1 protein-coding gene is annotated in these 22,743 nt (G+C 71.3%); it reads left to right on the forward strand.

What is annotated here, in order from left to right:
• Nucleotides 1-17 precede the first annotated feature (17 nt).
• A complete protein-coding gene (locus AB0F89_RS23575; RefSeq protein WP_367127735.1) occupies nucleotides 18-22,739 on the forward strand; it encodes a type I polyketide synthase in 22,722 nt (7,573 codons plus the stop codon).
• The last annotated feature ends 4 nt before the right edge of the window (nucleotides 22,740-22,743 follow it).

The following is a 22,743-nucleotide window of genomic DNA, read 5'->3' on the forward strand; positions in this document are numbered from 1 at the left end:
TCAGGAGCAGACGGCAGATGATGAACGAGGACAAGCTTCGCGACTACCTGAAGCGCGCGACCGCCGACCTGCGCCAGGCCCGCCGCCGGTTGCGCGAGGTGACCGAGCGCGAGCAGGAACCGATCGCGATCGTCGCCATGAGTTGCCGCTTCCCCGGCGGCGTCGCCTCGGCCGAGGACCTGTGGGACCTCGTCGCCGGCGGGGGCGACGCCATCGGCGACTTCCCCGACGACCGGGGCTGGGACCTCGACGCCCTCTACGACCCCGACCCCGACCGCACCGGCACCGTCTACACGAGGCACGGCGGGTTCCTGCCGGGCGCCGCCGACTTCGACCCCGCGTTCTTCGGCATCAGCCCGCGCGAGGCCCTGGCGATGGACCCGCAGCAACGGCTGCTGCTGGAGACCGCCTGGGAGGTGTTCGAGAAGGCCGGCATCGCGCCGAAGTCGGTGCGCGGCAGCCTCACCGGCGTCTTCACCGGCGTCATGTACCACGACTACGCCTCGCGACTGCCCAGCACGCCGGACAACCTCGAAGGTCTGCTGAGCACCGGCAACTCCGGCAGCGTCGCGTCCGGCCGGATCGCCTACACGCTGGGCCTGGAAGGGCCGGCGGTGACGGTGGACACGGCGTGCTCCTCGTCGCTGGTCGCCCTGCACCTCGCCGTGCAGGCGCTCCGGTCCGGCGACTGCACGATGGCGTTGGCGGGCGGTGTCACGGTCATGGCGGGCCCGTCCGCCTTCGTGGAGTTCAGCCGGCAGCGCGGCCTCGCGCCGGACGGCCGCTGCAAGTCGTTCTCCGCCGGCGCCGACGGCGCGTCCTGGTCCGAGGGCGTCGGCCTGCTGCTGGTGGAACGCCTGTCGGACGCGCGCCGCAACGGCCACCCCGTCCTCGCGGTGGTCCGGGGCAGCGCCGTCAACCAGGACGGCGCGTCCAACGGGCTCACCGCCCCCAACGGCCCGTCGCAGGAACGCGTGATCATGCAGGCGCTCGCCGGCGCCGGACTGTCCACCGAGGACGTGGACGTCGTCGAGGCGCACGGCACGGGCACGCCCTTGGGCGACCCGATCGAAGCGCAGTCCCTCCTGGCGACCTACGGGCGCAACCGCCCCGAGGGGCGGCCGCTGTGGTTGGGGTCGGTGAAGTCCAACCTCGGCCACACCCAGGCCGCCGCCGGCGTCGCCGGTGTGATCAAGATGGTGATGGCGATGCGGCACGGCGTGCTGCCGCGCACCCTGCACGCCGACGAACCCACGCCGCAGGTCGACTGGACGGCTGGCGACGTGCGGCTGCTCACCGAGCCCGTGGCCTGGCCCGGGACGGACCGCCCGCGCCGCGCCGGCGTGTCGTCCTTCGGCATCAGCGGCACCAACGCGCACACCGTCATCGAGGAGGCCCCGCCCGTCGAGCCCGCCCCGGGGGAGGAGACCGCCGAGTCCGAGCCGGTGTCGGTGCGCACCGACGTCGTGCCGTGGGTGCTGTCCGCCGCCACCGCCGAGGGCGTGCGGGCACAGGTGGCGCGGCTGCTCGACCACCTGCCGGCGAACGCCGACCCGCTCGACGTGGCGTTCTCCCTGGCCACCGGTCGGTCACCGCTGGAACACCGCGTGGCCGTCGTCGGCTCGGACCTCGCCGGTCTCCGCGCCGCCCTCGACGGCGGTGACCCCGTCGTGGGTCGAGCCTCGGCCGGTGGACCGTTGGCGTTCTTGTTCTCGGGTCAGGGTTCGCAGCGGGTGGGGATGGGGCGTGAGTTGTATGCGGCGTTCCCGGTGTTCGCTGCTGCCTACGACGAGGTTGTGCTTCGGTTGGGTGGTACGTCGTTTTTCGATGTTGATGTGGAGGTGTTGAGCGCGACGGGTGTGGCGCAGCGTGCGTTGTTCGCGTTGCAGGTGGCGTTGTTCCGTCTGGTCGAGTCGTGGGGTGTGCGGCCGGATGTTCTTGTGGGGCATTCGGTGGGTGAGATCGCGGCTGCCCATGTGGCCGGGGTGTTGTCGCTGGAGGACGCCTGCCGGTTGGTGTCGGCCCGCGCTGACTTGATGCAGGCGTTGCCGTCGGGTGGGGCGATGGTCGCCGTGGAGGCGGCCGAGGACGAGGTCACGCCACTGCTGACTGAGGGTGTGACGGTCGCGGCGGTGAATGGTCCGCGTTCGGTGGTGGTGTCCGGTGCTGTGGACGCGGTGGATGCGGTGGTTGCGCACTTCGCCGATCGCAAGACCTCGCGGCTGACGGTGAGTCACGCGTTCCACTCGCCGTTGATGGAGCCGATGCTGGATGACTTCGCCGCTGTGGTGCGAGGACTGGAGTTCCATGAGCCGACCATTCCGATGTTGTCGCCGGTTGCCGAGCCTGGTTACTGGGTGCGGCATGTTCGGGATGCGGTGCGGTTCGCGGATCAGGTCGCGGAGTTGGATGAGCGGGGCACGACGCGGTTCTTGGAGATCGGGCCGGGTGGTGTGCTGACGGCGTTGACCCGCAACTGTCTGCCCGACGCGGAAATCCTCGCCGTCCCGACCCTGCGCGCCGACCGGCCCGAGGTCACCGCCACCACCACCGCCCTCGCCCACCTGCACGTCAACGGCGTCGAGGTGGACTGGACAGCCTTCTTCGCGGGGCGGGGCGCCGGGCGGACCGATCTGCCGACCTACGCCTTCCAGCACGAGCGGTACTGGCTGGAGGCGGCCGCCGGGCCCGGCGACCTGCGCCGCGCCGGGCTCGCTCCCGCCGACCACCCGCTGCTGAGCGCCGCCGTGTCGGTCGCGGACGTCGACGGCTTCCTGTTGACAGGTCTGCTTTCCCCGCGCACGCAGCCGTGGCTCGCCGGGCACGTCGTGCACGACTCCGCAGTCCTGCCCGCCGCCGCGTTCGTGGAGTTGGCCGTCGTCGCGGGTGATCACGTGGGCTGCGGGACGATCGAGGAGCTGGCGGTCGAGACACCGCTCGTGCTCGCCGAGGGCGAGTCGGTCGCCGTGCAGGTGTGGATCGGCGCGCCCGATGCGGCCGGCCACCGCGAACTGCGAGTGCACTCCAAACCGGAGAACGCGGACGTGCCGTGGACGCGGCACTGCACCGGCGTCCTGGGCGACACGCGCCGCGCCGAACCGGAACAGGCCGTCGACCGGGCCGGCGCGGTGTCCGCCGAGGTCGACGACGCCTCGACGTTCGCGCTGCACCCGGCCCTGCTGGACGCCGTCCTCGCGACCGCCGCCGACGACCGGCCGCACTCGTGGGCGCACGCCGCCACCTGGCGTTCGGTGACCCTGTGGGCGACCGGTGCGACCTCGGTGCGGGCCTGGCTCACGCCCGCCGGCGACGGCGAGTTCTCCCTGCTGCTGACCGACCCGGACGGCCGCGCGGTGCTGACCGCCGAGTCCGTCGGGTTCCGGTCGATCCCGCTCGCCGACCTGCCGCTGAGGTCCGACGACCGGCTGCTGCGCGTGGACTGGGCCGCCGTTGACGAGCTCGCGGACCCCGGTGACAAGCCCTGGCACCTGCTCGGCGCGGACGACCGGCTGCCCACCGCCACCGGCGTGTTCGCGACGCTGGGGGAAGCCGCCGCCGACGCACCCGAACTGCTGGTCCTGCCCGGTGGCGACCCGTTCTCGGTGCTCGCGCACGTCCGAGCATTGCTCTCCGACGAACGGCTCACCGGCACCCGGCTCGCCGTGGTCACCCGCCGCGCCGTGGCGACCACGCCGGACGAGGATGTCCTGGACCTGCGTGCCGCGCCGATTTGGGGCCTGCTGCGGGTGGCGCAATCCGAACACCCCGACCGGTTCGTCCTCGCCGACACCGACGACGACTCCGCCCACGTCCTGCACGCCGCGCTGCGCTCGGGTGAGCCGCAGGTGGCGCTGCGCGGCGGCACGGTCCTCGTGCCGCGGCTCGACCGCGTCACGCCCACGGCCGAACCACTCCGACCGCTCGACCCGGAGGGCACCATCCTGATCACCGGCGGCACCGGCGCGATCGGCGCCGTAGTCGCCCGGCACCTGGTCACCAAGCGGAACGCGCGGCACCTGCTGCTCGTGAGCCGGCGAGGCCCGGACGCCCCCGGCGCGGCGGACCTGCGCGCCGAGCTGACGGCCCTCGGCGCGCACGTCACCGTGGCGGCGTGCGACGTGGCCGACCGCGACGCGCTCGCCGCACTGCTGCGCGACGTGCCCGCCGAGCACCCGCTGACCGCCGTCCTGCACACCGCCGCGGTCGTGGACGGCGGCTTGGTCGAGCAGTTGACGGAGGAGCAGCTGGCCCGTGTCCTCGCCGCCAAGGCGACCGCCGCCCTCACCCTGCACGAGCTGACCGAGGATCTTGACCTGGCCGAGTTCGTCCTGTTCTCCTCGCTCACCGGCGTCCTCGGCGACGTGGGGACCGGGGCCTACGCGGCGGCCAACTCGCTGCTCGACGCGCTGGCCCACCACCGCCGCGCCCAGGGCCTGGCCGGCACGTCCCTGGCCTGGGGCCTGTGGTCAGTGCGCGGCGAGCAGACGGCCCTGAGCCGCGCCGACCTCGACCGGATGGGCCGCGCCGGGGTGCTCGCGCTGTCCGAGGGCGAAGCACTCGCCCGACTCGACCACGCCTGCGCCGCGCCCGACGCGTTGCTGGTGCCCGCCAAGCTCGACCTGACGGCGCGTTCCGGCGCCGTGCCGACGATGTTGCGCCGCCTGGTCCGCGTCTCCTCACGCCGCGTCGCCGCCACCGGACAGGCCCGCGACTCCCTCGCCGCCCGTCTCCTCGCGACACCCGTCACCGATCGGGCGGACCTGGTCCTGGACCTGGTCCGCGCCCAGGCCGCCACGGTGCTCGCGCACGCCACCACCGACCTGGTCGAGGCAAGTCGGGCGTTCCGCGACCTCGGATTCGACTCGCTGACCGCGATGGAGCTGCGCAACCGGCTCGGCACCGCCACCGGACTGCGCCTGCCCGCCACGCTCGTCTTCGACTACCCGACCCCCGAACTCCTCGCCGACCACCTGCTGGAGCGACTTGTCGGCGACACCCCCGCGCCCGCGCGCCCCGCCGTCGTCGGTGACGTGACGGACGACCCCATCGCCATCGTGGCCATGAGCTGCCGCTTCCCGGGCGGGGTCGCCTCGCCCGAAGACCTGTGGCAGCTCGTCCGGGACGGTGTCGACGCGATGACCCCGATGCCCGCCGACCGGGGCTGGGACCTCGAAGACCTCTACGACCCCGATCCCGACCGGGCCGGGACGTCCTACGTGCGCGAGGGCGGGTTCCTCGACTCCCCGGCCGACTTCGACCCGGCGTTCTTCGGTATTTCGCCGCGTGAGGCGTTGGCGATGGATCCGCAGCAGCGGTTGCTGCTGGAGACGTCGTGGGAGCTGTTCGAGCGCGCCGGCCTCGACCCCGCCGCGCTGCGCGGCAGCCTGACCGGCGTCTTCGTCGGCACCAACGGCCAGGACTACGCCGAGCGCCTGCGCCACGGCGGACCTGACGTGCAGGCGCACCTCGTCACAGCCAGTTCGGCGTCCGTGGTGTCCGGTCGGATCGCCTACACGTTCGGCCTGGAGGGGCCGGCGGTGACGGTGGACACGGCGTGTTCGTCGTCGTTGGTGGCGTTGCACCTCGCGACGCAGGCGCTCCGGCTCGGTGAGTGCGACATGGCCGTGGTCGGCGGCGCGACCGTGATGTCCACGCCGAACGCGTTCGTCGGGTTCAGCCGACAGCGCGGCCTGGCGGCGGACGGCCGGTGCAAGCCGTTCGCGGCGGCGGCGGACGGCACCGGGTGGGGTGAGGGTGTCGGGTTGTTGTTGGTGGAGCGGTTGTCCGATGCCCGGCGGCTCGGGCACGAGGTGTTGGCGGTGGTGCGTGGTTCGGCGGTGAACCAGGACGGCGCGTCGAATGGTTTGACGGCGCCGAATGGTCCGTCGCAGCAGCGGGTGATTCGTGCGGCGTTGGCGGGTTCGGGTCTTGGTCCGTCCGATGTGGATGTGGTGGAGGCGCATGGGACGGGTACAGCGTTGGGTGATCCGATTGAGGCTCAGGCGTTGTTGGCGACGTATGGGCGTGATCGGGATCGTCCGTTGTGGTTGGGGTCGGTGAAGTCGAATATCGGTCATACGCAGGCTGCTGCTGGTGTGGCGGGTGTGATCAAGATGGTGATGGCGATGCGGCACGGTGTGCTGCCGCCGACGCTGCACGTGGACGAGCCGTCGCCGCACGTGGATTGGTCTGCCGGTGATGTTCGGTTGCTCACCGAAGCCGTTGAGTGGGCCGAGCCGCGTCGGGCGGCGGTGTCGTCGTTCGGGGTCAGCGGCACGAACGCGCACACCGTCATCGAGTACGTCCCTGCGGAACGCCCGGCGCCCGCGCCGCCGATGGATGGTCCGGTGCCGTGGGTGCTGTCGGCCAAGACCGAGCAGGCCCTGCGCGACCAGGCCGCCCGGTTCCTGGCGGTGGACGCCTCACCGGTCGACGTAGGCTACTCGCTGGTCGGCGCCCGGGGGACGCTGGAGCACCGGGCGGTCGTCTTCGGGCGCGCCCCGGAGGACTTCGCCGGAGCGCTGAACGCGCTGGCCGGGGGAACGGCCCATGCGGCGGTCGCCCGAGGACGGGTCCGTTCCGGTTCCACGGCGTTCTTGTTCTCGGGTCAGGGTTCGCAGCGGGTGGGGATGGGTCGTGAGTTGTATGCGGCGTTCCCGGTGTTCGCTGCTGCCTACGACGAGGTGGTTGCGGGGCTGGGTGGTACGTCGTTCTTCGACGTTGACGTGGAGGCGTTGAGCGCGACGGGTGTGGCGCAGCGTGCGTTGTTCGCGTTGCAGGTGGCATTGTTCCGTCTGGTCGAGTCGTGGGGTGTGCGGCCGGATGTCCTTGTGGGGCATTCGGTGGGTGAGATCGCGGCTGCCCATGTGGCCGGTGTGTTGTCGCTGGAGGATGCCTGCCGGTTGGTGTCGGCCCGTGCCGACTTGATGCAGGCGTTGCCGTCGGGTGGGGCGATGGTCGCCGTGGAGGCGGCTGAAGACGAGGTGTTGCCGTACCTGACCGAGGGTGTGTCGGTCGCGGCTGTCAACGGTCCGCGTTCGGTGGTTGTTTCCGGTGATGCCGGGGCCGTGGATGCGGTGGTGGCGCACTTCGCGGATCGCAAGACCTCGCGGCTGACGGTGAGTCATGCGTTCCACTCGCCGTTGATGGAGCCGATGCTGGATGACTTCGCGGCTGTGGTGCGGGCTCTGGAGTTCCACGAGCCGCGCATCCCGATGTTGTCGCCGGTTGCCGAGGCCGGGTACTGGGTGCGGCATGTTCGGGACGCGGTGCGCTTCGCCGACCAGATCGGCGAACTCGATCGGCGCGGCGTCTCGAAGTTCTTCGAGATCGGGCCGGGTGGTGTGCTGACGGCGCTGACCCGCAACTGCCTGCCCGACGCGGAGATCCTGGCCGTCCCGACCCTGCGCGCCGACCGGCCGGAGGAGATGACCGTCCTCACGGCGCTGGGCGAGTTGTTCGCCCACGGAGTCGGGGTGGACTGGACACCGTTCTTCCGGGGTGGCCGGCGGGTCGACCTGCCGACCTACCCGTTCCAGCGGCAGCGCTACTGGCTCGAACGCGCTGCGGGGAGCACCTCCGACACCGACGCGGCGGGCTGGCGCTACCGCGTCGACTGGAAGCCGCTGGACGTCCTGCCAGGAGGACGGCTCACCGGGACGTGGTTGCTGGTCGTTCCGGAGTCCGATGACCTCGCGGAGCCGGTCGCCGCTGTCCTGCAACGGGCGGGCGCGGACGTGGTGCGGTGGCGCTTCACGGGTGCCCCGCTACCGGCAGGCGACTACAGCGGCGTCCTGTCCCTGCTCGCGTTCGGCGACGACCCGGCCCCGGCCACCCTCACCCTGGTCCAAGCCGTGCTGGCCGCCGGGGTTGAAGCGCCGTTGTGGTGCGTGACGCGCGACGCGGTGACCGAGCCGGTGCAGGGCATGGTGTGGGGTTTGGGGCGGACGGTGGCGTTGGAGCACCCGGCGCTGTGGGGCGGCTTGGTCGACCTGCCTGCCGAGCCGGACGAGCGCGCCCTCGAACGACTGGCACCGGTGTTGGCTGGTGGTCATGGTGAGGATCAGGTTGCGGTGCGTGGGTCGGGTGTGTTGGTGCGTCGTTTGGTGCGGGTGTCGTCGGTGTCGTCGGGTGTGTGGCGTGCTCGTGGTACGGCGTTGGTGACGGGTGGCACAGGGGCACTGGGTGGTCATGTGGCTCGGTGGTTGGCGGGTTGTGGTGTGGGGCGGGTGGTGTTGACCAGTCGTCGTGGTGCCGGGGCGCCGGGTGTCGATGCTTTGGTCGCCGAGCTTGGTGGGTCGGGCGTCGAGGTCGTGGTGGTGGCCTGTGACGTGGCGGACCGTGTCCAGGTGGAGGCGTTGCTGGCGGAGTTCGAGCCGACGTCGGTGTTCCACGCGGCCGGACGCGACCACTTCGACCCGGTGGACACGCTCGACCAGGACGAGTTCGCCGCCGTGCTGTCAGCGAAGGTGGACGGTGCGCGCCACCTGGACGAGTTGCTGGGTGATCGCGAACTGGACGCGTTCGTGCTGTTCTCGTCCATTGCCGGTGTGTGGGGTAGTGGTTATCAGGCCGCTTATGCGGCGGCCAATGCTTATCTGGATTCGTTGGCCCATCGGCGCAGGTCCCGAGGGCTGGCGGGGACGGCGGTGGCGTGGGGGCCGTGGGCCAACGGCGGCATGGCGGACGGCGACTCCGCCGACCAGCTGCAGCGCCGCGGTGTGCGCAGGATGTCGGCCCGCCGCGCGATCGACGCGCTCGGGCAGACCCTCGACCGCGACGAGCACGCCGTCGTGGTCGCTGACGTGGACTGGTCGCGGTTCGCGCCGACGTTCACGGTCGGCCGGCCCAGCCCGCTGCTGGGCGACCTGCCCGAGGTCCGGGCGGCCTTGGAGCCGACCGCCGCCCCGGACGGCGGCGGCTTGGCGGCCCGGCTCGCGACCCTGCCCGTCGGCGACCAGGAGCACGTCCTCGTCGACCTCGTCCTGACGCACGCGGCGGCAGTCCTCGGCCACGCCGGCACGGACGACATCGAGCCGGACCGGGCGTTCAAGGAGTTGGGCTTCGACTCGCTCACCGCGGTGGAGTTGCGCACGGCGCTGGCCGGCGCGACCGGCCTCGCCCTGCCCGCGTCCCTGGTCTTCGACTACCCGAACGCGATCGTCCTCGCCCGGCACCTGCGCGCGGAACTCTTCACCTCCGACGTCGTCGTGGCGAACACGGCCCGTGTTGCCGACGTCGCGGACGACCCGGTCGTCATCGTCGGCATGAGCTGCCGCTTCCCCGGCGGCGTCCGGTCCGCCGGCGACCTCTGGGACCTGGTCGCCGAGAGCCGCGACGCCATCGGGGACTTCCCTGTCGACCGCGGCTGGGACCTGGACCGGCTGTACCACCCGGACCCGGACCACGCGGGCACGACCTACAGCACGCGCGGCGGGTTCCTCCACGACGCGGCCGACTTCGACGCCGCTTTCTTCGGCATCAGCCCGCGTGAAGCGCTGGCGATGGACCCGCAGCAGCGCCTGCTGCTGGAGACCGCCTGGGAGGCGTTCGAGGTCGCCGGGATCGACCCGCGCTCGGTCGCGGGCAGTGCGACGGGCGTGTTCGTGGGCATGGCCTACCAGGGCTACGGCGCGGGGGCCGGCGACCGGCCCGACGGTGTCGAGGGGCACCTGCTCACCGGCGGCGCGGCGAGCGTCGTGTCCGGCCGGATCGCCTACGCGCTGGGCCTGGAGGGGCCGGCGGTGACGGTGGACACGGCGTGTTCGTCGTCGCTGGTCGCCCTGCACCTCGCCGCTCAGTCCGTCCGGTCCGGTGAGTGCTCGATGGCGCTGGCGGGCGGCGTCACGGTGATGGCCGACCCGACGGTGTTCGTGGAGTTCAGCAGGCAGCGCGGTCTGTCGGTCGACGGCCGCTGCCGGGCCTACGGCGCGGGCGCGGACGGCACGGGCTGGTCGGAAGGCGCCGGCCTGCTGCTGGTGGAGCGGTTGTCGGATGCTCGGCGGCTCGGTCACGAGGTCTTGGCCGTGGTCCGGGGCAGTGCGGTGAACCAGGACGGTGCGTCGAACGGGTTGACGGCGCCGAACGGTCCGGCGCAGCAGCGGGTCATCAGGCAGGCCCTGGCGAACGCTGGGTTGAACACGGATGACGTGGACGTGGTGGAAGGCCACGGGACCGGGACCTCGTTGGGTGATCCGATTGAGGCTCAGGCGTTGTTGGCGACGTATGGGCGTGATCGGGATCGTCCGTTGTGGTTGGGGTCGTTGAAGTCGAACATCGGTCACACTCAGGCTGCTGCGGGTGTCGGTGGTGTGATCAAGATGGTGATGGCGATGCGGCACGGTGTGCTGCCGCGCACCCTGCACGCCGACGAACCCACGCCGCAGGTCGACTGGGCGTCCGGTGAGGTCCGGCTGCTGACCGAGGCCGTGGAGTGGGTGGAGGCGGACCGGCCGCGTCGGGCGGCGGTGTCGTCGTTCGGCGTCAGCGGCACGAACGCCCATGTGATCATCGAACAGGCGGCCGAGGCCGAGGTTTCGCGCGAAGTGAGTCCCGAGCCGCCGGTGGTACCGTGGGTGCTGTCCGGTCGCGGTGCCACCGCGCTGCGGCAGCAAGCCCGGCAAGTGCTCGACACATCGGCTGGCGCGGACGCCGCCGACGTCGCGCTGTCCCTGGCGGGACGCACGGCATTCGAGGACCGCGCGGTCGTGCTGGGCGCGAACCTGCTCGACGGTCTCCGGCACTTGGTGGATGGTGAATCCGCGCCGGGTGTGGTGACCGGCAGCCGGCGCGTCGGGCGACTCGCGTTCTTGTTCTCGGGTCAGGGTTCGCAGCGGGTGGGGATGGGTCGTGAGTTGTATGCGGCGTTCCCGGTGTTCGTTGCTGCCTACGACGAGGTTGTGCTTCGGTTGGGTGGTACGTCGTTCTTCGACGTGGGTTCGGAGGCGTTGAGCGCGACGGGTGTGGCGCAGCGTGCGTTGTTCGCGTTGCAGGTGGCGCTGTTCCGCCTATTCGAGTCGTGGGGTGTGCGGCCGGATGTGTTGGTGGGGCATTCGGTGGGTGAGATCGCGGCTGCCCATGTGGCAGGGGTGTTGTCCCTGGACGACGCCTGCCGGTTGGTGTCGGCCCGCGCTGACTTGATGCAGGCGTTGCCGTCGGGTGGGGCGATGGTCGCTTTGGAGGCGGCCGAGGACGAGGTCACGCCACTGCTGACCGATGGTGTGTCGTTGGCAGCGGTGAACGGTCCGCGTTCGGTGGTGGTGTCCGGTGAGGCCGGGGCCGTGGACGCGGTGGTGGCCCACTTCGCCGATCGCAAGACGTCGCGGTTGAAGGTGAGTCACGCATTCCACTCGCCGCTTATGGAGCCGATGCTGGACGACTTCGCGGCCGTGGTGGACGGATTGGAGTTCCACGAGCCGCGCATCCCGATGTTGTCCCCGGTCGCCGAGCCCGGCTACTGGGTGCGGCACGTCCGCGACACCGTCCGCTTCGGCGACCAGATCGGTGAGCTGGACGAGCGGGGTGTCAGCAAGTTCCTGGAGATCGGACCGGGCGGTGTGCTGACCGCCCTGACCCAGAACTGCCTGCCTGACAAGGAGGTCGTGGCCACCCCGGCGCTCCGTGCCGACCACGAGGAGGTCACCACCACCGCCACGGCCGTGGCGAGGCTGTTCGTCACCGGTGTCCCGGTGGACTGGCGGGCGTTCGTGCCCGACGCCCGGCCCATCGGCCTGCCGACCTACGCGTTCCAGCGTGAGCGGTACTGGCTGACGACCGGGGCGCACCACCGGAACGACGACCCGGTCGAGGCCCGATTCTGGGAGACCGTCGAACGCGAAGACCTGGAGCAGCTGGCCGCGACCCTGGACATCACCGGCGACGAGTCGTTCGGCGCGGTGCTGCCGAGGTTGTCGGCCTGGCGGAGGCGCCGTCGTGACGAGGCAGCCGCCGAAGGCTGGCGCTACGACGTTTCGTGGCAGCCGCTGGACGACGCGGAAGCCGTGACGACGGACGGTGCCTGGTTGCTCCTCCTGCCGGCGGGCGGTGACGTGCTGCCCTGGGTGGACGTTGTGCACGACCTGCTGGCCGATCGTGTGGCCGAGCTGGTCGTGGTGCGGGTCGGCCTTGACACCGACCTGGCCACCGCGCTCGCGGACCTGCCCGAGGTTGGGCGAGTGGTGTCCCTCCTCGCCGGCTCGGACACCGGGGACGGGACCGCGCTGACCCTCCGCCTGGTCCAAGCCCTGGTGGCCGCCGGGGTTGAAGTGCCGTTGTGGTGCGTGACGCGCGACGCGGTGACCGAGCCGGAGCAGGGCATGGTGTGGGGTCTGGGGCGGACGGTGGCGTTGGAGCACCCGGCGCTGTGGGGTGGTCTGGTGGACCTGCCTGCCGAGGTCGATGACGTGGCGATCGGTCGTTTGGTGTGGGTGTTGGCTGGTGGTCATGGTGAGGATCAGGTTGCGGTGCGTGGGTCGGGTGTGTTGGTGCGTCGTTTGGTGCGGGTGTCGTCGGTGTCGTCGGGTGTGTGGCGTGCTCGTGGTACGGCGTTGGTGACGGGTGGTACGGGTGCGTTGGGTGGTCATGTGGCTCGGTGGTTGGCGGGTTGTGGTGTGGGGCGGGTGGTGTTGACGAGTCGTCGTGGTGCCGGGGCGCCGGGTGTGGACGCCCTGGTCGCCGAGCTTGGTGGGTCGGGCGTCGAGGTCGTGGTGGTGGCCTGTGATGTGGCGGATCGTGTCCAGGTGGAGGCGTTGCTGGCGGAGTTCGAGCCGACGTCGGTGTTCCACGCGGCCGGGCGCGACCACTTCGACCCCGTGTCCTCCCTGTCGCTCGAAGATCTGCACGCGGTGCTGTCGGCGAAGGTGGAGGGTGCGCGTCACCTGGACGAGTTGCTGGGCGATCGGGAGTTGGACGCGTTCGTGCTGTTCTCGTCCATTGCCGGTGTGTGGGGTAGTGGTTATCAGGCTGCTTATGCGGCGGCCAATGCTTATCTGGATTCGTTGGCCCATCGGCGCAGGTCCCGAGGGTTGGCGGGGACGGCGGTGGCGTGGGGGCCGTGGGCCGACGGCGGCATGGCTGCCGAGACCGGCGCCGAGGAATCCCTGCGCCGCCGCGGGTTGAGGACCATGCCCGCTGCCCAGGCCGTGCTCGCCCTGCACCGGGCACTGGCCGACGACCGCACCACGTCGACGATCGCCGACGTGGACTGGCTGACGTTCGCGCCGACGTTCACGGTCGGCCGGCCCAGCCCGCTGCTGTCCGCACTGCCCGAGGTGCGGGACGCCCTGGATGGTGGAACCGCGCCCACGTCTACCGCGAGTGCCGAACTGGTGGCGCGGTTGACCGGACTGCCTGAACCCGAGCAGGACCGCCTCCTGGTCGACCTGGTCCGGACGCGCGCCGCCGCCGTGCTCGGCCACGGCTCGACCGGGTCTGTTTCGGCGGACCGGGCCTTCCGCGACCTCGGGTTCGACTCGCTGACCGCGGTCGAACTGCGCAACACCCTGAGTGCCGAAACCGGTCTGTCCCTGCCGACCACCCTCGTCTTCGACCACCCGAACGCCACCGAACTGGCCCGGCTGCTCAAGACCGAACTGCTCGGCTCGGAAGGGGGTGCCGACACCTTCCTGCCCGTCGCGGTAGGCTCGTCCGAGGACCCGATCGTGATCGTGGGGATGAGTTGCCGCTACCCGGGTGGTGTTCGGTCGCCGGAGGACTTGTGGCGGTTGGTGGCGGATGGCGTCGACGCGGTCGGTGAGTTCCCCACCGACCGCGACTGGGACGTCGAAAAGCTCTACGACCCGACCGGCAAGGCCGGCAGCTCCTACGTGCGGCATGGGGGTTTCCTGTACGACGCGGCGGAGTTCGATGCGGATTTCTTCGGTATTTCGCCGCGTGAGGCGGTGGCGATGGATCCGCAGCAGCGGTTGTTGTTGGAGACGTCGTGGGAGTTGTTCGAGCGGGCGGGTATCGATCCGTCGTCGGTGCGGGGTTCGCAGGTCGGTGTGTTCATCGGCTCGGGCTACCAGGACTACGCGGCCCAGGTCTTGGCGGCCGACGGTGCGGGCGGCTACGTGGGCACGGGCACGTCCGGCAGCGTGATCTCCGGGCGGCTGGCCTACACGTTCGGGCTCCAGGGGCCGGCGGTGACGGTCGACACGGCGTGTTCGTCGTCGCTGGTCGCCCTGCACCTCGCCGCCCAGGCGGTGCGCAACGGCGAGTGCACGATGGCCCTCGCCGGCGGTGTGACCGTCATGGCGACGCCGGGGCCTTTCATCGAGTTCAGCCGTCAGCGCGGGTTGTCGGCGGATGGCCGGTGCAAGCCGTTCGCGGCGGCGGCGGACGGCACGGGCTGGTCCGAGGGTGTCGGTGTGCTGTTGGTGGAGCGGTTGTCGGATGCCCGGCGCAATGGCCACACGGTGTTGGCGGTGGTGCGCGGTTCGGCGGTGAACCAGGACGGTGCGTCGAATGGTTTGACGGCGCCGAACGGTCCGGCGCAGCAGCGGGTCATTCGGCAGGCGTTGGCGAACGCGGGGTTGCGGACCGACCAGGTGGACGTGGTGGAGGGTCACGGCACGGGTACCACGTTGGGCGATCCGATTGAGGCTCAGGCGTTGTTGGCGACGTATGGGCGTGATCGGGATCGTCCGTTGTGGTTGGGGTCGTTGAAGTCGAACATCGGGCACGCGCAGGCGGCGTCGGGTGTGGCGGGTGTGATCAAGATGGTGATGGCCATGCGGCACGGTGTGCTGCCGCGCACCCTGCACGTGGACGAGCCGTCGCCGCATGTGGACTGGACGGTCGGTGATGTGCGGCTGCTCACCGAGCCCGTGGACTGGTCCTCCTCGGACCGCCCGCGTCGGGCTGGTGTGTCGTCGTTCGGCGTGAGCGGTACCAACGCGCACACCATCATCGAGTCCTACGAGGACGTCCCACTGGTCGTACCCACCGCGCCGTCGTCGCCGGAGGTCGTACCGTGGCCGTTGTCGGCCAGGAGCGTTCCGGCGCTTCAGGAGCAGGCCCGGCGCCTGCTCGACGCCGTGGACTCCCGAGAACCGGACCTGGCTTCCGTGGGGTTCACGCTCGCGACGCGGCGTGCGGCGCTCGAACACCGGGCGGTGGTCGTCGGCACGGACATCCACGATTTCCGCGCCGGTCTGGCAGCCCTCGCGCAGGGACAGCAGGCTGCCACCGTGGTCTCCGGTGAACAGGAGACTGGTCAGACTGCGTTCTTGTTCTCGGGTCAGGGTTCGCAGCGGGTGGGGATGGGTCGTGAGTTGTATGCGGCGTTCCCGGTGTTCGCTGCTGCCTATGACGAGGTCGTGCTCCGGTTGGGTGGTACGTCGTTCTTCGACGTGGGTTCGGAGGCGTTGAGTGCGACGGGTGTGGCGCAGCGTGCGTTGTTCGCGTTGCAGGTGGCGTTGTTCCGTCTGGTCGAGTCGTGGGGTGTGCGGCCGGATGTCCTTGTGGGGCATTCGGTGGGTGAGATCGCGGCTGCCCATGTGGCCGGGGTGTTGTCCCTGGACGATGCCTGCAGGTTGGTGTCCGCCCGCGCTGACTTGATGGAGGTGTTGCCGTCGGGTGGGTCGATGGTGGCGGTGGAGGCGTCCGAGGACGAGGTCACGCCGCTGCTGACCGGTGCGGTGTCCATCGCGGCGGTCAACGGTCCGCGTTCGGCGGTGGTGTCCGGTGCTGTGGACGCGGTGGATGCGGTGGTTGCGCACTTCGCCGATCGCAAGACGTCGCGGTTGACGGTGAGTCATGCGTTCCACTCGCCGTTGATGGAGCCGATGCTGGATGACTTCGCCGCTGTGGTGCGGGGATTGGAGTTCCACGAGCCGACCATTCCGATGTTGTCGCCGGTTGCCGAGGCCGGGTACTGGGTGCGGCATGTTCGGGACGCGGTGCGGTTCGCGGATCAGGTCGGTGAGTTGGATGAGCGGGGCACGACGCGGTTCTTGGAGATCGGGCCGGGTGGTGTGCTGACGGCGTTGACCCGCAACTGCCTGCCCGACGCGGAAATCCTGGCCGTCCCGACCCTGCGCGCCGACCGCGACGAAGCGACGACGATCGTCACGGCCGTGGCGCAGCTGCACACCCACGGCGTCAACGTCGACTGGTCGCCGTTCTTCCCCGACTCGCAGCCAGTCGACCTGCCCACCTACGCCTTCCGGACGCGCACCTACTGGATGAGCCCACCGGCGGCCGAGGTGGCGGCCGACCCGGCCGACTCCGGGTTCTGGAGCATCGTCGAGAGGCAGGACGCGGTCGGCCTGGCAGAGGTGCTGGGCACCGCGCCGGCCGAGTTGAACCACGTGCTGCCCGCCCTGTCCGCCTGGCGTCGGCAGCGGCACGACCAGTCGGCGGTGTCCGGGTGGCGCTACCGGATCGCCTGGCAGCCGGTGACCCCGGACGACCACCGACCGGTTGGCCATTGGCTGGTGGTGGTGCCTTCGGGCGCCGAGCACACGGACCTGGTCGAAGGCGTTCTCACCCGACACGGGGCCGTTCCGGTCACCGTCGAGGTGGAGCCGGGCACCACCCGCACGTCCTTCGCAGACCTGGTTCGCCAAGTCCTCGAAGCGCTGGACGAGCCGTTGGCGGGCGTCCTGTCGCTGCTCGCCCTCGGTGACGAGGACGCGACGCCGGGCCTGGCCCAGGGGTTGAGCGACGCCGAGGTGGCCGCGCCGCTGTGGTGCGTGACGCGCGGCGCGGTCGGCACAGGTCCCGCCGACTCCGTCGAGCACCCCGAACAGGCCAAGGTCTGGGGTCTCGGCCGGGTGATCGGCCTGGAGCGACCCGACCTCTGGGGCGGTCTGGTGGACCTGCCTGCCGAGCTGGATGAGCGTGTCCTCGACCGTTTGGCGTGGGTGTTGGCCGGTGGTCATGGTGAGGACCAGGTTGCGGTGCGTGGGTCGGGTGTGTTGGTGCGTCGTTTGGTGCGGGTGTCGTCGGTGTCGTCGGGTGTGTGGCGTTCGTCGGGTACGGCGTTGGTGACGGGTGGCACAGGGGCACTGGGTGGTCATGTGGCTCGGTGGTTGGCGGGTTGTGGTGTGGGGCGGGTGGTGTTGACCAGTCGTCGTGGTGCCGGGGCGCCGGGTGTCGATGCTTTGGTCGCCGAGCTTGGCGGGTTGGGCGTCGAGGTCGTGGTGGTGGCCTGTGACGTCGCGGACCGTGTCCAGGTGGAGGCGTTGCTCGCGGGCATCGCGGACTTGACCGTTGTCGTGCACACCGCAGGCGTCGACCACCTCACGCCGCTGGACGAGTTGACCCCGGAGGGGTACGCCGCCGTGCTGTCGGCGAAGGTGGACGGTGCGCGTCACCTGGACGAGTTGCTGGGCGATCGGGAATTGGACGCGTTCGTGCTGTTCTCGTCCATTGCCGGTGTGTGGGGTAGTGGTTATCAGGCCGCTTACGCGGCGGCCAATGCTTATCTGGATTCGTTGGCCCATCAGCGCGCGTCACGAGGACTCGCGGCTACCGCGGTGGCGTGGGGGCCGTGGGCCGACGGCGGTATGGCGGAAGGACCCGCCGAGGAGCAGCTGCGGCGGCGTGGCCTGATCCGGATGCCCGCACGGCAGGCCGTGCTCGCCCTCCAGGGGGCACTGGCCGACGACGAGACCGCCCTGACCGTGGTCGACGTCGACTGGGCCACGTTCGCGCCGACGTTCACCGTGAACCGGCCCAGCCCGCTGCTCGGCGACCTGCCCGAGGTCCGGGCGGCGCTGGAGACCGCTGCACCCGCGTCGGGCGGTGAGCCCGAGCTGGTGGCCCGGTTGTCCACGCTGTCCGAGGCGGAGCAGGAGCGAACGCTGGTCGAGCTGGTCCGGGCCGGTGCGGCACTCGTGCTGGGTCACGGCGCGGCGGGTGACGTCGCGACCGACCGCGCGTTCCGCGACATGGGCTTCGACTCCCTTACGGCGGTCGAGCTGCGGAACGCGTTGAGCGAGCGGACCGGGTTGGCCCTCCCGTCGACGATCGTCTTCGACTACCCGGACGCGCGGGAGCTGGGCAGGTTCATCAAAGCCGAGCTGCTGGGCTCGGCCGACGGAGCGGCGACCGCGTCCGAGGTGTCGGCGGACCTGTCGGACGACCCGATCGTGATCGTGGGGATGAGTTGCCGCTACCCGGGCGGTGTTCGGTCGCCGGAGGACTTGTGGCGGCTGGTGGCGGACGGCGTCGACGCGGTCGGTGAGTTCCCCGCTGACCGTGGTTGGGATGTCGATTCCCTGTACTCGCCGGACGGTGGCCCCGGGCGGTCCTACGTGCGGCACGGGGGTTTCCTGTACGACGCGGCGGAGTTCGATGCGGATTTCTTCGGTATTTCGCCGCGTGAGGCGGTGGCGATGGATCCGCAGCAGCGGTTGTTGTTGGAGACGTCGTGGGAGTTGTTCGAGCGGGCGGGTATCGATCCGTCGTCGGTGCGGGGTTCGCAGGTCGGTGTGTTCATCGGCTCGGGCTACCAGGACTACGCGGCCCAAGTCCTCAAGGCCGACAGCGCCGAGGGTTACCTCGGCACCGGCAGTGCGGCGAGCGTCCTGTCCGGGCGGCTGGCCTACACGTTCGGGCTCCAGGGGCCGGCGGTCACGGTCGACACGGCGTGTTCCTCGTCGCTGGTCGCCCTGCACTGGGCGGTCCAGGCCCTGCGCAACGGCGAGTGCTCCATGGCCGTCGCGGGCGGTGTCATGGTGATGGCGACCCCCACGGCGTTCGTCGAGTTCAGTCGTCAGGGTGGCCTGGCGGCGGACGGCCGGTGCAAGCCGTTCGCGGCGGCGGCGGACGGCACCGGGTGGTCCGAGGGCGTTGGCGTGCTGTTGGTGGAGCGGTTGTCGGATGCCCGGCGGCTCGGTCACGAGGTCTTGGCGGTGGTCCGGGGCAGTGCGGTGAACCAGGACGGTGCGTCGAATGGTTTGACGGCGCCGAACGGTCCGGCGCAGCAGCGGGTCATCAGGCAGGCGTTGGCCAGTGCCGGGTTGTCGACGGGTGACGTGGACGTGGTGGAGGGTCACGGCACCGGCACGAGGCTTGGTGATCCGATCGAGGCTCAGGCGTTGTTGGCGACGTATGGGCGTGATCGGGATCGTCCGTTGTGGTTGGGGTCGTTGAAGTCGAACATCGGGCACGCGCAGGCGGCGTCGGGTGTGGCGGGTGTGATCAAGATGGTGATGGCCATGCGGCACGGTGTGCTGCCGCGCACCCTGCACGTGGACGAGCCGTCGCCGCACGTGGACTGGACGGTCGGTGATGTGCGGCTGCTCACCGAGCCCGTGGACTGGTCCTCCTCGGACCGCCCGCGTCGGGCTGGTGTGTCGTCGTTCGGCGTGAGCGGCACCAACGCCCACACCATCATCGAGGAGCCCTCGGTGGTGGTCGGCAGGCGTCCCGCGCCTGGTGCCCCGGCCCCGGTGGTGCCGTGGGTGCTCTCCGCGTCGACCGCGGACGGCTTGCGGATGCAGGCCGGTCAACTGCTGTCGTTGGTCGAGTCAACCGGACCGGACCCGGTGGACGTCGCGTACTCGCTGGTGACGGGCCGTGCCGCACTGCGCAACCGGGCCGTGGTGCTCGGGGACGGACCCGGTGGACTGACCGCTGGTCTCCGCGCGCTGGCGGCAGGTGACAGCGCCTCCGCACCGATCCGGGGGGAGGCCGTCCAGGGCTCTGCGGCGTTCTTGTTCTCGGGTCAGGGTTCGCAGCGGGTGGGGATGGGTCGTGAGCTGTATGCGGCGTTCCCGGTGTTCGCGGCGGCGTATGACGAGGTGGTTGCGGGGCTCGGCGGTACGTCGTTCTTCGACGTTGACGTGGAGGCGTTGAGCGCGACGGGTGTGGCGCAGCGTGCGTTGTTCGCGTTGCAGGTGGCGCTGTTCCGTCTGGTCGAGTCGTGGGGTGTCCGACCCGATGTCCTTGTCGGGCATTCGGTGGGTGAGATCGCGGCTGCCCACGTGGCAGGGGTGTTGTCCCTGGAGGATGCCTGTCGGTTGGTGTCGGCCCGTGCCGACTTGATGCAGGCGTTGCCGTCGGGTGGGGCGATGGTCGCCGTGGAGGCGTCCGAGGACGAGGTGTTGCCGTACCTGACTGAGAGTGTGTCGGTCGCGGCTGTCAACGGTCCGCGTTCGGTGGTGGTGTCCGGTGATGCCGGGGCCGTGGACGCGGTGGTGGCGCACTTCGCCGATCGCAAGACGTCGCGGCTGACGGTGAGTCACGCGTTCCACTCGCCGCTGATGGAGCCGATGCTGGACGAGTTCGCGGCTGTGGTGCGGGGTCTGGAGTTTCACGAGCCGCGCATCCCGATGTTGTCGCCGGTCACCGAGCCCGGCTACTGGGTGCGGCACGTCCGCGACGCGGTGCGGTTCGGCGACCAGATCGGTGAGCTGGGCGAACGGGGTGTCAGCAAGTTCCTGGAGATCGGGCCGGGTGGTGTGCTGACCGCCCTGACCCGCAACTGCCTGCCCGACGCGGAAATCCTCGCCGTCCCCGCCCTGCGCGCCGACCGGCCCGAGGTCACCGCCGCCGCCACCGCCCTCGCCCACCTGCACGTCAACGGTGTCGAGGTGGACTGGACGCCGTTCCTGGCGGGCGGCTCGCGGGTGCCCGTGCCGACCTACCCGTTCCAGCGGGAGCGCCACTGGCTGGAGAGTCCTCCCGCCGCGACCGCCACCGACCCGGTCGACGCGGAGTTCTGGGCGACGGTCGAGCGCGGCGACCTCGGCGAGCTGGCGAGCACCCTCGACGTGCGCACTGACGACCGGTTCGGCGACGTGCTGCCCCGGCTCACGGAGTGGCGTCGCCGCCGACGCGAGCAGTCCGCCTCCGACTCGCTGCGCTACGACGTGGCGTGGCGGACACTGGCGGACCTGCCGGCGGCAGACCTGGACGGGACGTGGCCCGTGGTCGTGCACGCGGACCGCCTGGCCGCCGAAACCGTGGTCGCCTGTCTGCGCGGACTCGTGGAGCACGGCGCCACACCCCTGGTGGTGGCGCTGGAGCCCGGCGACGACCGGTCGACCCTGGCCGCGCGGCTGGCGGGCACGGACGTGGCCGGCGTGATATCGCTGCTCGCGGTGACCGGTGACCCGGGACGGCCCGCCGACGCGGTGGCCTCGACGGTGCTGCTGGTGCAGGCGCTGGTCGATGCCGAGGTGGACGCGCCGCTGTGGTGCGCCACCCGCTCGGCGGTCTCCACCGGCGCCGACGACCCGCTGCGCAACCCCGTGCAGGCACTGGTCTGGGGCACGGGCCGGGCAGCTGCCCTGGAGCACACCGCGCGCTGGGGCGGTCTGGTGGACCTGCCGGAGGCCCTGGACGACCGGGTGCTCGCCGACTTCGCGTCCGTGCTCTCCGGGCGGTCCGGGGAAGACCAGGTCGCGATCCGCCCGTCGGGCGTCCTGGTCCGCAGGCTCCGGCGGACACCTCCGACAACGCGACCGGTGCGCGCCCGCAGCCTCGGCGGCACGGTGCTCGTCACCGGCGGCACCGGCGGGCTGGGCGCGCACGTGGCCCGGTGGCTCGCCACCGGTGACACGCGGCGCCTGGTGCTCACCAGCCGACGCGGCCAGGACGCGCCCGGCGCTGTGGACCTGCGCGCCGAGCTGGAGGCTGCGGGTGTCGGCGTCACGATCGCCGCGTGCGACGTCGCCGACCGGGATGCGGTCGCGGCGCTGCTGGACCAGGTGGGACCGCTGACGGCGGTCGTGCACGCGGCGGGTGTCGCCGACGCGGCGATGATCGCCGACACCACGGCCGAAGAGGTCGCCGCCGCGCTGGCCGCCAAGGTCGACGGCGCGCGGCACCTGGACGAACTGCTGGGCGACCGCGAACTGGACGCGTTCGTGCTGTTCTCCTCCATCGCCGGCGTCTGGGGCAGCGGTGGCCAAGCGGCCTACGCCGCGGGCAACGCCTACCTCGACGCCCTCGCCGCAGCCCGGCGTGCCCGCGGCCTCACCGCGACGGCCGTCGCGTGGGGTCCGTGGGGCGGGGGCGGCATGGTGGCGGACACCGGGGACGAGGAGCGACTACGGGCGCGCGGCCTGACGCCGTTGACCCCCTCGTCGGCGCTGCTCGCCCTCCAGCGGGCGCTCGATGAGGACGCGACCGCGCTCGTGGTGGCCGACGTCGACTGGGAGCGGTTCATCGAGCCGTTCACCGTCACCCGCCCCAGTCCTCTGCTGGACGAGCTCGCCGGGACGCACCGCGTGCCCGACCCCGTCGAGTCGGGGCCGGCGCAGGACGCCCTGCGCGCCGCGCTGTCCGATACTCCGCCCGCCGAGCGCGACCAGGTCCTGCTGGACCTGGTCCGGGCGAACGTGGCGAACGTCCTCGGCCACGGCAGCCCCGACCGCGTGGAACCCGGCCGGGCGTTCCGGGACCTCGGCTTCGACTCGCTCACCGCGATCGAGCTGCGCAACGGCCTGACCGCGTCGACCGGGCTCGTGCTGCCGGCCACGCTGGTCTTCGACCACCCGACGCCGAGCGCACTCGCCCGGCACCTGCTCGCCGAACTCGTCCCCGACGATGCGGCGCCGGGCACTTCGGTGTTCGGCGAACTCGACCGGGTGGAGTCGGCCATCGCCACCGCCGGCGGCGACGTCGTCGTCCGGTCCCGGATCAAGCTCCGTTTGCAGGACCTGCTGGCGCGGCTCAACGGCGACGCGGACGACACCGCGGCCGACGCCGCGGCCGACCGGCTGGCCGGCGCGACGGTCGACGACATCTTCGACCTCGTCGACCGGGAACTGGACGTGTCGTGAGCAG

The sequence above is a fragment of the Saccharothrix sp. HUAS TT1 genome (assembly GCF_040744945.1).
In the GTDB taxonomy this organism is placed as follows: domain Bacteria; phylum Actinomycetota; class Actinomycetes; order Mycobacteriales; family Pseudonocardiaceae; genus Actinosynnema.